Genomic DNA, 15,924 nt, shown 5'->3' with positions numbered 1-15,924 from the left:
TCACATAAAGTCCGCAATACCTGACTGTTTGTTCTTGTCGTTTTCGAAGACAGATTCGAGACTCTTCTCTAAGACTTCGAGCCGCTGTTTCGTGTACTCCCGGCAGCCGAACTCCTCGGCGACGTGAATGGCGGTGTCCATATACTTGTTCACCGAGCCCTGGTGCACCGTGAGATTCACCCGGCCGCCGCACTCGCGGCAGTCGCCGGTCAACGGCATCCTGCGATACTTCTCGCCGCAGTCGAGACACCGCGTCTCCTGCCGTGAGAACGCCCGGAGGTTCCCGATCAGGTCGGGGAGGAAGTGATACTCGATGACGCGCTCTGCGACGTCGGTCTCGTCGACCGCCCGGAGTTTCCGCGAGAGTTCCAACTGGGCGTCCATCTTGTCCATCATCGACCCGAGCGTCTTGTACGCCGACAGATCGGGGCCGAGCGCGATGTTCGAGGTGTCGTGGGTGTGGTCGAAGCCGCGGTACTCGTCGTCGGTGCCGAGCGTGTCTTCGCCCAGTTGGATCAGGTCTTCGACGTCGTCTGGGTCCGCGAGCTCTCGCGTGGCCTCGTAGAACTCAGTCGGGTACTGCCGGACGATGTCCATATTGTGCGCCTCGTCGTCGATCTCGCTGGGATCGATCCGCGAGGACATCACGAGCGGCGCGTCCATCTGCCCGCCGCGCTTGTCGGGCAGGTAGTCTTTCGAGAAGTTGAGCAGGCCGTCCATCAGCAGCATCACGCAGTCTTCGTCGCCGTCGCAATTCCGCCGTTTTGCGGCGTGAAAGTACGGATGCGCGTAGCCGACGGCCGCAGACGTGAAGCCGACGACGCGGCCGACGACCGCGGCGGAGGTGTGCGGTGCCATCCCGAAGACCAGTTCGCCGACGAGGTCCTCGCGGTCGTCGACTTCGTAGAACGGCGGCAGGTCGTAGAACTGCTCTAAGAGGTCGTCGACGAAGTCCGCGGTCTTGAGCATATGCTCGGCCGCGCCGTCCGAGAGGACGATGTCCTGGACTTTCAGCTCGACGAGCTGATCGTCGAACTGCAGGGGTTCGCCGTCGATATCCGTCTCGTAGCCGAGTTCGCGGAAGTCGGCGGCGGTCACGTCGAGCTCGGCGGGCCGGACCGCGGTGACCGGGAGGTCGGTCATATCGTAGCGGACCGTGCCGTCCTTGAACGACGTGACGCCGTTCTTCGCGCGGAGGACTCCCTTCTCCATCGGCTCGGGCGTCTTGTCCGCTGAGGTGAGTCCCTTGACGCCTTTCAGGATGTCGTAGGCCGATTCGCGCTCGCCCACCGCTTCGAGGGCCTCCCGGTACTCCTCGCCCACGTCGATGGAGAACCACTCGGGACTCGTGACGTCGCGCTCGCAGCGCTCGCAGTACACGCGGCCCGATTCGTCGGGTTCGACGACGCGGCCGCACTCCTCACACTCGTAGTACGACTCGGTGTGCGTGCCGCACTCCGGGCACGTCGTTCGGTAGGTGTGGGTGTCGCAGTCGGGGCAGACGCGGTCGCCCACGCGGACGTCGACGACGCCACGCCGGCCTTGATCGTCACGGAGGCGGGCGGCTTCGCCGACGTCGCGCTGGCTCCCACCGGCCTCGCCGATGGGAAAGAGCGTGTGCACTGCCGGCGAGAGGTCGCGCGATTCGGACTTCTCGGGGCGGCCCATCCGGTTGCCGATGCGCGTCGGCGCGCGCTCGCGGAGGTCGAAGGGCGCGACCTCGTTCGCGGCTTCGAGCGCGCTCTCGCCGTCGTCCCACTCACGGGCACGGGACGAGAGGTCGTCCGCGTTCCACGTCCGTTCGAGCGAGCCCGTCTCGGCGTCGATTTCGACCCCGAGCGAGCGAACCAAGAGCCGCCACTCCGGCAGGCGGATCGTCTCCTCGCGCTGGGTGTGTTCGACGAGGAGGTGTTCGAGCGTCTCCGCGATGGGTTCGGAGTTCGGGAGTTCGAGAACGTCGTTGCGGCCGTCCTCGTTCGCCCCGCGTCCGTCAGCGATACCGGCGTCGCGGTCGGCGCTCCCGTCCGCGCCGGCGAGGCCACCGTCGGCCTCCGCAGCGCGGACCTGTCCGCTGTCGATGGTGTCGGCGAGCGCCTCGAACTGCTCGACGGAAACATCGTGCCAGAGATACGTGTAGTCGGGGTGCAGCGGGCAGTCGTACGTCGTCGCCCACTCGTCGGCCTCTGCGGGCGTCGGGTGTTCGAGGTCGACGCCGGGGTCGTCTTCGAGCGCCTGTACCGGCGCGCCGGCGTCCTCGAACTCCTGGACCCACCACTCGTAGACGTAGGAGGCGGGCGCGAGCGGGTGGTTGTTCTCGACGAACTCGCCGAAGTTGACGAGGTACTCGCCGAGGTCGATGATCTTCTCGACGCCGTTGCGGATCTCCAGCGCCTCTTCGGGGTCGTCGATCTGACGCACGTCGCCGTTGGCGAGTCGCACGGTCGGTCCCTCGATGGAGTCGACCGGGATCACGCCGGCTGCCTTCCCGGGGCGTTCGGTCTTTATCTGCGTCCCCGTCGCGAGGAAGTCGTCGACGAGGTGCATCGTCGCCGGATGGACGCCGGCGGTCGCGAAGCCGTGGTTGCGCGAGCGGCCGTAGCGGAGGCGGAACCCGCCCTCGGCGCTCGGGTGGCCGAAGACGGGGCGGCCGGCGATCAGGTCACGGAGGTACTTCGTCGAGGGATCGAGGCGCGGCGGCCCACTGGGGTCGCCGCTGTCCGTGCCGTCCTCGTTCGCGTCGCCGTCTTCGTCCGCCGCATCGCTTTCTGCGCTGGCGTCGCCGTCCTCGTCTCCCGCTGCGGCGGACTCGTCGTCTCCGTCGCTTTCGCCCTCGGTGCCGTCGTCGGCGTCCGCGCCGTCCTTGCCGATGGTGCCGTCGATGAGGTCCTGGAGCCACGGCCAGTCGACCTCCTCTAACCCGCGGGTGTAGCGCTGGATCTTCGGCGCTTTGAGCGCGATCCCCTCCGCGAGGACGAGGCACATCCCGCCGCGGGCGGAGTTGGTGTCGACGCGTTCGAGGTCGCGGAAGCCCGAGACCTCCTCGTCGCCGGTGGCTTCGCCGTCCAGCATAATCGGCATATGCTCGGCGATGAACTTCGTCTCCTTGTCCTTCGGCGAGTACTGCAGGCCCGTCTCTTTGTCGTAGAGGGCGACCTCCTCGGCGTAGCGCTCGATCTCGTCGGACCGGGCCTTGTACTCGTCGATGCCGAGAAGCGAGCGGGCGTAGTCGGCGACGAGCACCGAGAGCGCCTGGGCGGTCCCGCCGGCCGAGCGGATCGGGCCGGCGTAGTAGACGTTCACGAACTCCGTGCCGTCGTCGTTTTCGAGGATCTCGACGCGGTCGATGCCCTCGATGGGCGCGGCGACGACTCCCTCGGTCAGGAGCGCGACTGCTGTCCGGACCGCGCCCTCGACCTTCCCGGCGCGGCTGTCGTAGTCGCCGACGCTCCCCTCGACGAAGTCGGTGACGAGCTCCAATGCGGCCTCCTCGCGGGACATCTGTCCTTCTAGCTCGCGGACGCGCTCTGCGACGCCCGCGATGCCGAGGATGTTCTCGACGCGGTCGGCCATATCCTTCGCGACCGGAATCTCGACCTCGGGCTCGGGGTCGTAGCCGCGGCCTTTGGCGCGCTCTGCGCGGTCGAACGCCTCGTCGAGACGGGATTCGATCCGCTCGAAGTACCGTTCGTCGTCCTCGCGCACGGCTACAGCCAGAGGTCCAGATCAGTCAGTTCGTGGTGCTCCCGTTCGAGTCCCTCCTCGAACGCCCGGAGGTACACCTCGCCGGCGAAGACCGTCGCGGCGTTGAGGTGCCCCGCGAGCGACTGCCCGGAGGGCCGCGAGAGGACGGCGTGGGTGTGTGCGAAGCGCTCGCCGTCGAGGTAAGAGACGTTGCCGACGCAGGCTGCCACTTCCAGCGGTTCGTCGAACGTTACCGAGTGGTACTCTTTGTCTTCTTGATCGTAGAACCACACCTCGGCGTCCTGAACGGCGCCCATCGCCTGAAACCACGCGGCGTCGATCTCTTCGAGGGCGGCGAACTCCTCGATCTCGGTGCGCCAGTCGGCTCCCGTCTCGAGCCGAAGCAGGAACTCCCGGCTCGCATCGACCTCGCGGTAGTGCATACTCCGTTGCTCGGGAGACGCGGACAAAAACCTCACTGTGTTCGCATCCGCCCTCGGCGCTGCCGACACCCGGCGCTCGCCGACCGGTATATTTAGGTATCAGTGTAAAGCATCCTTTACTGTAAAGCGAGCTTTACACAGCTCGCGTGATCACGATGACAGAGACGATGTCGACAACCGCTGCTTCGGAACGGTCGTATCGACGTGCACACGGTGTCCTCTCGGGACTATCGGGACTCGCGCTGGGCGTGCTCATCGCTCTGGACCGGCCGCTCCTCGGGGTCGTCGGGTTCGTCGCGTTCCTCGGTGCGGCGGGGTACCTCCGGGTGAGCTACGCGGGCACGCTGTTCGACGAGCGCGACGAGCGGACCCACGAGCGCGCCGCCGGGTGGACGCTCGCGCTCTTCGGGTGGGCCTCAGCGGTTTTCTTCCCGACGCTGACGGCCCTCGTGGCTCTCGGATATACCACCTGGCCGACGTGGCTGACGCCAATTGCTCTGACCGTTCCGGTCGTCTACGGTGCGTACGGCGTCCTCCTGCTCGTCGCTCGGCGGCGCGTATGAAAAACGACCTCCCCGAGCGGCGCGAGCGCGCGGGAATCAGCCAGGCCGAACTGGCCGAGGCAGTCGGCGTCACTCGCCAGACGATAAACGCCGTCGAACGCGGGCGCTACGACCCGTCACTCGAACTCGCGTTCGCGCTCGCCGGCTATTTCGAATGTCGCATCGAGGACGTCTTCGACCCTGCCGACGAGTGACGCGGGACTGTCGCTCTCGACCGGCCCGATTGCGAAAAAGCGCTGAAAGCTACTGCGACTGCGAAGTGGCCTGTCAGGCCCACTCGTCGAGCGACGGCGCCTCCGATACTCGCATCGAAAGCCACGCATCATCGCGGGAAATGTCCGCGATAATGAACTCCGATTGAGCGGGAGTGGAGTCCACCGAGGCCATCACCTCGGCGCGCGACGCGTCGGACGCTGCGGCCGTCGCATTCGGCGTCATGTTTGTGAGTGTGTCTCATCCATACATAAACCCGTCGGATCGGTGTCGTGACGGAATCCACGGATGTGTATATTTTTCGGTCTGAAAGAGCACGATAATGCACATCTACCGCTCGAGGGTCGACGAATGGTACTCCGGCTCCGATTGGTATGATAGGACTTACCAAGCAACTCGACACTACGGAGCGTGTGGTAGTGTGCGGACACCTAACAACCATCAGGTAAATTATATACAGATATGCCAACACGCAGCAAGTATGACTGACGAACTCCCGTCCCAACCCGGGCCGCGTCGCCAGGCGCAACTGTTCTCGGAGACCGCAGACACGCCGGACATCCCGATGTCGTTCGATGATCTGGAGGCTGCCGCACTGGAGGCGCTCTCCGACGAAGCGTACGACTACGTTGCCGGCGGCGCGGGCGGCGAGGACACCGTCGACCGGAACCGCGAAGCGTTCCGCCAGTACCGCTTGCTCCCTCGGATGCTCCGGGACGTGAGCGAGCGGGACCTCTCGACGACGGTCTGCGGCACCGAACTGAACCACCCCGTGATGCTCGCGCCGGTCGGCGTCCAGTCGATCATCCACGAGGACGGCGAGCGGGCGAGTGCCCGCGCCGCCCGCGAGTTGGGTCTGGGGATGATCTCCAGTTCGGCGGCGTCGACGACGATGGAGGGCATCCGCGAGGAACTCGGCGACGCGCCCGGGTGGTTCCAACTGTACTGGAGCGCGGACCGCGACCTCGTGAAGAGCTTCGTCGATCGGGCGACGGAAGCCGGCTACGAGGCGCTCGTCGTCACGCTCGACACGCCGATGCTCGCCTGGCGCGAGCGGGATATGCAGCGCGGCTACCTCCCCTTCCTCGACCGCGATGGCGTCGCGAACTACTTCTCGGATCCGACGTTCCAGTCGCGCGTCGACGGCGACGTCGAGGAGAATCCGGTCGCGGCCGTCAACGAATTCCTGGAGGTGTTCAGCGATCCCTCGCTCACCTGGGACGACTTCGCGTGGCTCTGTGAGTACAGCGATCTCCCTGTCGTGCCGAAAGGCATTCTCCATCCCGCGGACGCCGAGCGAGCGGTCGAGGCAGGTGCAGCCGGCGTCGTCGTCTCGAACCACGGCGGCCGCCAGGTCGACGGTGCGGTCGCAGCCATCGAACAACTGTCGGCGGTCTCCGACGCCGTCGGCGACGAGGTCGATGTTCTGTTCGACAGCGGGATCCGACGCGGTGCGGACGCGCTGAAGGCGCTCGCGCTCGGCGCTGACGCCGTCTTGCTCGGCCGCCCGTTCGTGTACGGATTGGCTCTCGACGGGGCCGACGGCGTCCGCACCGTCTGTGAGAACTTCCTCGCCGATCTGGACCTGGGGCTGGGGCTCGTCGGCCACGACGACGTCGCGGACGTCGACGAGTCGGTACTGGCCGACTGAGACTGTGTGCGAGCGGTCAGCGCGTGGGCGCTTCCGGACAGGCCTTCAAAGAGTACAAGAGGTGTGGCACAGTAAAGCGCCGTATGAACGTTGCCGACGCGATGACTCCCCGTGAGGACGTTGTTACTGTCGAACTTCCGGGGACTCGCGATGACGTGTTGGAGTACATCCAAGAGCGCGGCTTCTCCTCGGTGCCGGTGGTCAAGCAGACCGACGACGGCGAAGAGTACCGCGGACTCGTCTCTCGCGAGGAACTGATCGAACGCCCCGACGAGGACCAGCTCGCGGTCTTGATGCGGGACGTCCCGACGGTCACCGCCGACACGAGCGTCGTGGACGCGGCGCATCTGATGATCGACGCCGGAACCCGGCGCGTCCCCGTCGTCGACGGCGAACTCGAAGGCATCTTCACCGTCACCGACGTCGTCCACGCCATCGCCCGCGGCGAGGTCGAACTGGAGGCGACCGCCGGCGACGTCGCGACCGAGGACGTGAACACGACCTACGACGGGACGCCGCTCCCGGTCGCCGAGCGCGAGATCTTCTACGCGAACGTCCCCTACGCGGTCTGTCTCGACGACGAGGGACGGATGAACGGCATCCTCACCGAAGTCGACATCATCGAGGTCGCCCGCGTCGTCGAGGGCGAAGACGACACCGGCGACTCGGTCGCCGGCCAGGACGACGAGTGGATGTGGGAAGGTATCAAAGCCATCGGCAAGCGCTACATCCCGACGCGGAACGTCGAGCTGCCGACCGAGCCGGTCTCGACCTTTATGTCTGAGGACCTCGTGACCGTCTCGACGCGCAAGCCCGGCGTCGAGATCGCACAAGCGATGATCACCGAGGACATCGAACAGATCCCCCTCGTCGCGGGCGACGAACTCGTCGGCATCGTTCGCGACATCGACCTCCTGGAGGCACTGTGATGAGCGAGGAGCAGACCGAAGGCGAGCGACTCGCCGAACTGGCCAAGCGCCGCGGCTACTTCTTCGGCGCGAGCGGCGCGTACGGCGGCGCGGCGGGGTTCTACACGTTCGGTCCGCAGGGCGCGGCGCTGAAGTCGAACGTCGAAGACGCCTGGCGCGACCGCTTCACCGTCCAGGAGGGTAACTTCGAGATCGAGGCGCCGACGATTATGCCCGAGCCCGTCTTCGAGGCGTCGGGCCACCTCGACGGCTTCGACGATATGCTCGTCGAGTGCCCCGAGTGCGGCGAGTCCCACCGCGCGGACCACCTGATCGAAGACGAGACCGACATCGAAGACGCCGAGTCGCTGCCGATCGCGGAGGTCGAGGCGCTGATCGAGGAGCACGACCTCCAGTGTCCGAACTGCGGCGCGCACCTCGCGGGCGAGCCCGTCGAGGATTTCAACCTGATGTTCGAGACGAACATCGGCCCCGGCTCCTCGACCCCGGGCTACCTCCGACCGGAGACGGCGCAGGGCATCTTCGTCGAGTTCCCGCGCATCAAGGAGTACGCGCGAAACAGCCTGCCGTTCGGCGCGACGCAGATCGGCCGGGCGTACCGCAACGAGATCTCACCGCGGAAGAGCATCGTCCGCACGCGGGAGTTCACGCAGGCCGAACTGGAGCAGTTCGTCGACCCCGAGCGCGACGAACCCGACCTCAGTTCGGTCGAAGACGTCGAGGTGACGCTGTACCCGGCGACCGAACAGCAGGCCGACGACGGCGAGTACGTCGAGACGACCGTCGGCGAGGCGGTCGACGAGGAGATCATCGGCGACCCGTGGATCGGCTACTTCGTCGGGATCGCCCAGGAGTGGTACGAGCGCGTCGGCGTCGATATGGACCGCTTCCGGTTCCGTCAGCACCTCGCGGGCGAGCGCGCCCACTACGCGGCGGACTGCTGGGACGCCGAGAGCGAGGTCGACGGCGACTGGATCGAGATCGCCGGCTTCGCCTACCGGGGCGACTACGACCTCTCGAAGCACGGCGAACACAGCGACGACGACTTCACCATCTTCCGGCAGTTCGACGAGCCGAAGACGGTCGAGCGCGCGGTCGTCGAACCGGATATGAGCGTCCTCGGGCCGGAGTTCGGCGGGGCCGCCGCCGACGTGCAGTCGGCGCTCGAAGAGTTGGCCGAACGCGACCCCTCGGCGTTCGAAGACGAGGAGGTGTCGGTCACGGTCGGCGGCGAGACGAAGACCGTCGACGCCGACGTGGCGAACTTCCGCGTCGAGGAGCAGACGGTCTCGGGCGAGCACATCACGCCGCACGTCATCGAGCCCTCCTTCGGCGTCGACCGGACCGTCTACACGCTCTTGGCGCACGCCTACAACGAGGACGAGGTCGACGGCGAGACGCGCTCGTACCTCTCGCTGTCGCCGACGGTCGCGCCGACGGACGTCGGCGTCTTCCCGCTCGTCTCGAACGTCGAGGAACTCGTCGACCGGTCACAGGCGATCGTCGACGACCTGCGGGAATCCGGCTTCAGCGTCGTCTACGACGACTCCGGCAGTATCGGCCGGCGCTACCGACGCCAGGACGAGGTCGGGACGCCCTTCTGCGTCACCGTCGACCGCGACGGCCTCGAAGGAGAGGGTCCCGACAGCGTCACCATCCGCGAGCGCGACACTGCCCGGCAGATCCGCGTCCCGATCGACGACCTCGTCGCGGAACTCCGGACCGTCGAGAGCGGCGAGCGGACCTTCGACGACCTCGTCGAGGCGTACGAACTCGTCGCGCCGGGCGCGGACGCGTAGACGGTGTCCGCATCGCCCGTCGAATCGCTCCCTCGTCCGTCGGCGAGCGAGCTAAAGCGCCGTCTCGTCCACGCGAGCGGGACCGGCCTCCCGCTGCTCTACATACTCGGATTCGTGTCGTGGTCGCAGTTCGGCCTCGTGATGATCCTCTGTTCTGTGACCGCGGCCGTGCTGGAGTTCTTCCGACTCGTGGTCGGTCTCGACTGGGCGGTCTACGACGAACTCACTCGCTCCTACGAGCAGACGAACGTCGCGGGGTACGCGCTGTATATGTTCAGCGTCACCGCCGTGGTGCTCGTATTCGCGCCGCACATCGGCGTCCCGGCGACGCTGATGCTGACGGTCGGCGACCCCGTTTCGGGGCTGCTCGGGACGACTAGAGAGGCCGGTGAACCGAAGCGACTGCGGACGCTCGGGGCGATGTTCGCGGTCTGCCTGCTCGTTTCGGTTCCGTTTCTCGTCCCGGTCGCGGGCGTCGCGGTCGGCGGTGCGGCAGCCGTGGCGGCCGCGCTCGGGGCGACCGTCGCGGACGGATTCAAGCCGGTGATCGCCGGCTACGTCGTCGACGACAACCTCTCGATTCCGCCGGTCGCGGCCGTCGCTGCCGGCGCACTCTTGGCTGTCGCCGGGGCCACACCGGTCTTCGCCTGACCGACGGCCCTGCGGGACGGGCACCTCACCGACCGTATGGCTACTTCCCACGACGATTTTTGTACACAGCCGCCGAATCGCGTACCGTGACCGTCTACGAGAGCGACCTCCCCGGCGTCGGCAAGAAACACGAGATCGACCTCCCGGACGGCTCACAGCTCGTCGTCGTGACCCACAACGAGGGGCGGCGCGAGGTGTTTCTGCGGCCGACGCCCGAGAGCGACTCCGAGAAGCTCTTCGAGCTCTCGGATCAGTTAGCCCGACAGATCGGCACGATTCTGGAGGGCGCGTACTTTCAGCCTGTCCGCTCTGAGAGCATCGAGACGCTGCTCGGCGGCGACACGCTCTTGGAGTGGGTCGAAGTTGGCGCGGACTCGCCGATCGTCGACCGGACGCTCGGCGATTCGAACCTCCGGCAGGAGACGGGGGCGTCCGTCGTCGCCATCGAGCGCGCCGATGAGGTCATCCCCTCGCCGGGCGGCGAGACGACAGTCCGCGCGGGTGACACGCTCGTGATCGTGGGCACGCGAGAGAACTGCGACGCGTTCGAGGCGCGCGTCACGGGCGAATAATGGCTGCCGGGCTGCTCGAACTCGGGGAGGTGTTCGTCGTCCTCGCGGTCGCGGGCGCGGTAGCGCTCCGCACCGGCCTCTCGGTCATCCCGCTGTACGTCGTCGGCGGGATGCTCGCCGGCCCCTTCGTCGCCGGTCGCGTCGGCCTGCCGTACGTGCCGAACGGCGAACTGCTGACCGTCCTCGCGGAGATCGGGATCGTTCTCCTCCTGTTCTTTCTCGGCTTGGAGTTCAGCCTCGGGCGCCTGCTGGCCGCGCGCACGAAGATCACTCGTGCGGGCCTAATCGACGTCGTCGTGAACCTCCCGCTGGGCGTCGCGATCGGCCTCGCACTCGGCTGGTCGTTCGTCGAGGCGCTGCTGCTCGGCGGGATCGTCTACATCTCCTCGTCGGCCATCGTGACGAAGACGCTGATCGACCTCGGGTGGATCGCCAACGAGGAGGCCGAGCCGGTCCTCGGAACGCTCGTCTTCGAGGACCTGTTCATCGCCGTGTATCTCGCCGTCGTCACCTCGCTGGTCCTCGGCGGCTCGGGCGGCGCGGTCGCGACCGGGGCTGGCACTGAAGCGGTCGGCGGGCTGGGCGGCGTCGGCCGTTCGCTCGTCGTCGCCTTCGGCTTTCTCGGGCTCCTGCTAGTCGTCGTGCAGTACGGAACCGGGTTCTTCGTCCGGGTCCTCGACGTCTCCGAGAACGAAGCGTTCGTGATTCGGGCACTCGCCGTGGTCGTCCCCGTCGCCGGCCTCGCGCTGGCGCTGGGTGTGAGCGAGGCCGTCGCGGCCTTCTTCGTCGGGATGGGATTCTCGACCAGCGGGCACCGCGAGCGTATCGAGCGCCAACTCACGCCCGTTCGGGACGTCTTCGCGGCCGTCTTCTTCTTCTGGATCGGCGTCGGGACCGATCCCCGACTGCTCGGCGGCGTCGCCGTCCCGCTCGCGGCGGCGATCCTGCTGACGACGCCCTCGAAAGTCTTCTCGGGCTATCTGGGCGGCCGCGCGTACGAGCTTTCGAGGCGGCGCTCGCTCCGGACCGGCCTCGGGCTAGTGCCGCGCGGGGAGTTCTCGCTCGTCATCGCCGCCCTCGCTGCCGGCGGGTCGACGCCGGTGATGCAGGAGACGATCCCCGCGCTCGCCGTCGGCTACGTGCTCGTGATGAGCGCGCTCGGGACAGTGCTGATGCAGCGCTCCGACGCCGTCGCAGGACTGATCGAACGCGCCTGGCCGCACGCTGACTTCTGACGCCTATTTTTGCCAGCAGGCTTTCGTCACCGGCGCGAGAGCAGTCGGTAAATGGCTGCACGCTCGCCCGTCGTCGGCGTCGACGCCTGCCTCGCTGGCTGGGTCGCGACGGTGCTCGACCGCGACGACGCACGAATCGAGACGCATCGAGATTTCGCGGCGGTCGCCGACACGTATGCGGACGCCGAGCGAATTCTCGTCGACATCCCGATCGGCCTGCCGACGACGAGTCGGCGCCGCTGCGACGAGGACGCCAGCAACCTGCTCGGCTGCCGTGGGATCTCTGTGTTCTACCCACCCAGCGCGGCCGCGATCGACTGTGACGACTACGAGACCGCGAGTGAGACCCACCGCGACGACGTCGGCCACGGGCTCTCACGGCAGGCGTTCTACATCGGCGCGAAGATCCGGGAGGTTGCGAGCGTCGTCGGCGACGACTACGACGGGCGGATCCGCGAGGCCCACCCAGAGCTCTGCTTTGCCGCGCTGAACAGGCAACCGATCGCGTACGCCAAGTCCTCAGCGCGCGGACGTCGCCTCCGGCGGTCGCTTCTCGCCGACGCGCTCGACGGCGCGGAAGACGCATACGAGCAGGCGCGAGAGGACTATCCGCTGAGTGACGCCGGCCGCGACGACCTCCTCGATTCGATGGTGCTCGCCGTTGCGGCGGCGGGAAAGGCTGTGGCGGGCGGCCCGCTGACGACGGTCCCCGCGGACCCCGACGCCGACGAACCGCGGATCTACTACCCGCCGTTCGAGGTGGTCTGAGCCGCTCCAGTCACAGACCTGTCCCGAAAACGTTTAGTGCGGCGGGATTGGTGTGGTGTTACAATGACGCGGCTCTCGCTGCCGACCGCTCGCGTCCAATCGAGAGTCGATACTGCGGCCGTCTCGACGCTTTTCTCCGCGTTCCCCGTCGAGACCGCCGACGCCGCGCGACGACCGCGACGACGGGCCTGCTAGGCCCACTATTACCTCACCTCCACGTTGCAGCGAACTCAACTGAAAAGCGACCAGCGTCTCTATAGGCATCTCTACGATTTAATTTCTAACACTCAAACCGTGTAATTTATACGGGAGAGAGCCGGACTCGGATGTATATGACAAGCGTGGCACTCGCGTTCTCCGGCGGACTCGACACCACAGTATGCGTTTCACTCCTCCAAGAGGAGTACGGCTACGACGAGGTCGTCGGCGTCACCGTCGACGTCGGACAGCCGGAATCGGAGTTCGAGGAGGCACAGGAGACCGCCGACGCGCACGGACTCGACCTGCACGTCGTCGACGCCAAAGAGGAGTTCGCGGACCTCTGTTTCGACTCGGTTCGCGCGAACGCGACGTATCAGGGCTACCCGCTCGGCACGGCGCTTGCGCGCCCGGTCATCGCCAACGAGATTCTCGACGTCGCCGAGGCCGAGGGTTGTGACGCACTCGCACACGGCTGCACCGGCAAAGGTAACGACCAGCTCCGTTTCGAGGCCGTCTGGCGCGCCTCCGACCTCGACGTCGTCGCGCCGATCCGCGAACTCGAACTCACCCGCGAGTGGGAGCAGGAGTACGCCGAGGAACACGACCTGCCCGTCCAGTCCGGCAACTCCGGCATCTGGTCGATCGACACGAACCTCTGGAGCCGCTCCGTCGAGGGCGGACAGCTGGAAGACCCCGCCCACGTCCCGCCGGAAGACATCTACGAGTGGACCGACGACCCCGCGAACGCCACCGAGACCGAACTCGTCGAGATCACCTTCGAGGACGGCTATCCCGTCGCGCTCGACGGCGAGGAACTCTCCCCGACGGAACTCATCCGCACGCTCAACGAGCAGGCCGGTAAACACGGCGTCGGCCGCACGGATATGATGGAAGACCGGATGCTCGGCCTGAAGGTCCGCGAGAACTACGAGCACCCGGCCGCGACGACGCTGCTCACCGCCCACGAGGCGCTCGAACAGCTCGTTCTCACGAAAGACGAGCGCGACTTCAAGCGCAGCATCGACAACGAATGGGCCCAGAAGGGCTACGAGGGCCTCGTCGACCACCCGCTCGTCGGCGCGCTCGAAGGCTTCATCGACGAGACGCAAGAGCGCGTCACCGGCACGGTGACGATCAAGTTCCAGGGCGGACAGGCCCGCCCGGTCGCCCGCGAGTCCGAGTACGCCGCCTACTCCGAGGACGCCGCCTCGTTCAACACCTCCGGCGTCGGCGACATCACCCAGAAGGACGCCACCGGCGTCGCGAAGTACCACGGCTTCCAGTCCCGCCTCGCGAACGCCGCGACGGCCGCTGCGAAGGCGAAGAAGAACGACTCCGAATAGACAATGACAGGCGCGGAGGAGACGGGAGACGGCGACACAGACGCCTCGGGCGTCGTCCGGCGCGACCGCTTCAGCGGCGGCCCCGCCCGCGGCTTTATGTCCAGCCTCGCGGCCGACGAGCGCATCTTCGCGGCGGACCTCGCTGTCGACCGCGCGCACGCGGTGATGCTGGCCGAGCAGGAGATCATCGGCGACGACGTCGCCGGCGAGATCCTCGCCGCGCTCGACGACGTCGAGTCGGCGGGCCACGGCGCGCTCCCCGACGGCGAGGACGTTCACGAGGCGATCGAGACGGCCGTCGTCGACCGCGTCGGCCCCGACGGCGGGAAGATGCACACCGCCCGCAGTCGGAACGACGAGGTCGCAACCTGCATCCGCTACCGCCTGCGTGCGGACCTCCTCGACGCTATCGAGGCGACGATCGCGCTCCGCGAGGCGCTCGTCGAGACCGCCGCGGCGCACGTCGACACCGTGATGCCCGGCTACACGCACCTCCAGCCCGCACAGCCGACGACGGTCGCGCACTTCCTGCTCTCCTACGAGTCGGCGATCGCCCGCGACACTGCGCGCCTGCTCGACGCCTACGACCGGACGAACCGCTCGCCGCTCGGCGCGGCGGCGTTCGCCGGCACGCCGTTCGACGTCGACCGCGAGCGCACGGCGGACCTGCTCGGCTTCGACGGCGTCGTCGAGAACTCGATGGACGCGTCGGCGGGGAGAGATTTCCTCGCGGAGACGACGGCGGCGCTCGCGACGCACGCGACCACCGTATCGGGCCTCGCGGAGGATCTGGTGATCTTCGCGAACAAGGGGTTCGTCGACCTGGCCGACGAGTACTCCTCGACGTCCTCGATTATGCCCCAGAAGGTCAACCCCGACACCTTAGAACTGGTGCGCGCGGTCGCGGGCGACGCCGTCGGCGGCCTCACGGGTCTCTTGACGACGCTGAAGGGGCTCCCGCGGGCGTACAACCGCGACCTCCAGCGCGCGACGCCGCACGCCTGGGAGACGGTCGACGCCGTCTCCGAAGCGACAGCCGTCGCCGCCGGCGCGGTCGCCACTGCCGAGTGGCCCGCCGAGACGCTCGAAGCCGAGGCCGGCGCGGGCTTCTCGACGGCCACGGGCGTAGCGGACGCGCTCGCGATGGCCGGCGTCCCGTTCCGCACCGCCCACGAGGTGCTCGCCGCGGCCGCAGAGCGCGCCGACGGCGAGACGCCCGACCTCGCAACACTTGACGCGGTCGCAGCGGACGTGCTCGGCGAGTCCCTGTTCGAGTACGTGAGCCGCGAGCGCGTCGAAGCGGCGCTGGATCCCGTCCAGAGCGTCGCGAGCCGCGACTCCGTCGGCGGGCCGGCACCCGAAGCGGTGGCGTCACAGCTCGACGGGTCCGAGGCCGGAATCGATGCCGACCAGACAGCACTCGAAGAGCGCGGCGACGCGCTTGAGGACGCCACGGAGACGCTCCAGACGGAGGTGGCCCACTATGTGTGAGCCAGGCGACTGGCGGGTCCCCGGCCCCCATCTGCGACGCTCGCCGCGACGGTCCCCTCACGGGGACGATAACATATGAAATCAGACATAGATTTCACACGGGCGGACTGATCGACTGTTCCACGCCGTTAGTGGTTTCGCTGCTTAGTTAATTTATTCGATACTTTCGATGGGTTTAAGGCTCTTCCTCGCCCACCGACGAGTATGGCAGAGACCATCACCGCAGAAGATCCGCTCACCGGAGAGGAGATCGAGATTCCCGCCGACGTCGAAGTCGGCGAGATCGTCGACAGCCCCGCGACCGGCGCGGAGCTGGAAGTCGTCTCGGTCGATCCCGTAACACTCGAAGAAGCCCCCGAGCTCGAAGAGGACTGGGGCGAGTGA

General features: G+C 67.2%; 16 protein-coding genes. 13 read left to right on the top strand and 3 right to left on the bottom strand.

Features of this window, described 5'->3' with window-relative positions:
- Both RBH22_RS16165 and RBH22_RS16160 read right to left on the bottom strand, forming a co-directional pair.
- Nucleotides 1–3,702, bottom strand: coding sequence for a DNA polymerase II large subunit (locus RBH22_RS16165; RefSeq protein WP_306678240.1), 3,702 nt, complete (start codon nt 3,700–3,702; stop codon nt 1–3).
- A 2-nt stretch (nt 3,703–3,704) separates the two neighbouring features.
- Nucleotides 3,705–4,124 (bottom strand): PPC domain-containing DNA-binding protein, encoded by a 420-nt coding sequence (locus tag RBH22_RS16160; protein ID WP_121568792.1) that lies wholly within the window; start codon nt 4,122–4,124, stop codon nt 3,705–3,707.
- A gap of 155 nt (nt 4,125–4,279) precedes the next feature.
- Between RBH22_RS16160 and RBH22_RS16155 the strand changes: the two genes are divergently transcribed.
- Both RBH22_RS16155 and RBH22_RS16150 read left to right on the top strand, forming a co-directional pair.
- Nucleotides 4,280–4,687: a hypothetical protein gene (locus RBH22_RS16155; protein WP_306678238.1), complete on the top strand. Its 408-nt coding sequence runs from the start codon at nt 4,280–4,282 to the stop codon at nt 4,685–4,687.
- Nucleotides 4,684–4,881: a helix-turn-helix transcriptional regulator gene (locus RBH22_RS16150; RefSeq protein WP_256288508.1), complete on the top strand. Its 198-nt coding sequence runs from the start codon at nt 4,684–4,686 to the stop codon at nt 4,879–4,881. The genes RBH22_RS16155 and RBH22_RS16150 overlap by 4 nt, the downstream gene beginning before the upstream one ends.
- A gap of 73 nt (nt 4,882–4,954) precedes the next feature.
- On the opposite strand, the gene RBH22_RS16145 is transcribed toward RBH22_RS16150, so the two are convergent.
- Entirely contained in the window at nt 4,955–5,125 is a 171-nt protein-coding gene (locus tag RBH22_RS16145; protein WP_199723005.1) for a hypothetical protein, read from the bottom strand.
- 256 nt (nt 5,126–5,381) lie between these two features.
- Here RBH22_RS16145 and RBH22_RS16140 point away from each other — a divergent pair, with 256 nt between their 5' ends.
- The 11 genes from RBH22_RS16140 (at nt 5,382) to lysW (ending at nt 15,924) form a co-directional block, all read left to right on the top strand.
- On the top strand, nt 5,382–6,551 hold the full coding sequence (locus RBH22_RS16140; RefSeq protein WP_306678235.1) for an alpha-hydroxy-acid oxidizing protein: 1,170 nt from the start codon (nt 5,382–5,384) through the stop codon (nt 6,549–6,551).
- A gap of 83 nt (nt 6,552–6,634) precedes the next feature.
- Nucleotides 6,635–7,480, top strand: a complete 846-nt coding sequence (locus RBH22_RS16135) for a CBS domain-containing protein (protein WP_256546150.1) — start codon at nt 6,635–6,637, stop codon at nt 7,478–7,480.
- Nucleotides 7,480–9,279 carry a glycine--tRNA ligase gene (glyS, locus tag RBH22_RS16130; protein WP_256546149.1) on the top strand — a complete coding sequence of 600 codons (1,800 nt, stop codon included), beginning with the start codon at nt 7,480–7,482 and terminating at the stop codon, nt 9,277–9,279. Before RBH22_RS16135 ends, glyS begins: the two co-directional genes overlap by 1 nt.
- Before the next feature lie 3 nt (nt 9,280–9,282).
- Nucleotides 9,283–9,930: a dolichol kinase gene (locus RBH22_RS16125; protein WP_306678232.1), complete on the top strand. Its 648-nt coding sequence runs from the start codon at nt 9,283–9,285 to the stop codon at nt 9,928–9,930.
- An 86-nt stretch (nt 9,931–10,016) separates the two neighbouring features.
- A complete protein-coding gene (locus RBH22_RS16120; protein WP_306678230.1) occupies nt 10,017–10,502 on the top strand; it encodes a TrkA C-terminal domain-containing protein in 486 nt (161 codons plus the stop codon).
- A complete protein-coding gene (locus tag RBH22_RS16115; RefSeq protein WP_306678228.1) occupies nt 10,502–11,737 on the top strand; it encodes a cation:proton antiporter in 1,236 nt (411 codons plus the stop codon). The genes RBH22_RS16120 and RBH22_RS16115 overlap by 1 nt, the downstream gene beginning before the upstream one ends.
- Before the next feature lie 51 nt (nt 11,738–11,788).
- Complete coding sequence (locus RBH22_RS16110; RefSeq protein WP_306678226.1) at nt 11,789–12,505, top strand: DUF429 domain-containing protein; 717 nt, start codon at nt 11,789–11,791, stop codon at nt 12,503–12,505.
- A 63-nt stretch (nt 12,506–12,568) separates the two neighbouring features.
- Entirely contained in the window at nt 12,569–12,700 is a 132-nt protein-coding gene (locus RBH22_RS16105; protein WP_306678224.1) for a hypothetical protein, read from the top strand.
- 137 nt (nt 12,701–12,837) lie between these two features.
- The gene (locus RBH22_RS16100) at nt 12,838–14,049 is read left to right on the top strand and encodes an argininosuccinate synthase (RefSeq protein ID WP_256288517.1); all 1,212 of its coding nucleotides are present in this window, start codon (nt 12,838–12,840) and stop codon (nt 14,047–14,049) included.
- A 3-nt stretch (nt 14,050–14,052) separates the two neighbouring features.
- Nucleotides 14,053–15,540, top strand: coding sequence for an argininosuccinate lyase (gene argH / locus RBH22_RS16095; RefSeq protein WP_256288518.1), 1,488 nt, complete (start codon nt 14,053–14,055; stop codon nt 15,538–15,540).
- 204 nt (nt 15,541–15,744) lie between these two features.
- Entirely contained in the window at nt 15,745–15,924 is a 180-nt protein-coding gene (gene lysW / locus RBH22_RS16090; protein ID WP_256288519.1) for a lysine biosynthesis protein LysW, read from the top strand.

The sequence above is a fragment of the Halobellus sp. H-GB7 genome, assembly GCF_030848585.1.
GTDB classification, from domain to species: Archaea; Halobacteriota; Halobacteria; order Halobacteriales; family Haloferacaceae; genus Haloquadratum; species Haloquadratum inordinatus.
The sequence above is the reverse complement of the archived record's forward strand: the minus strand, read 5'-3'. Positions and strand labels throughout refer to the sequence as shown.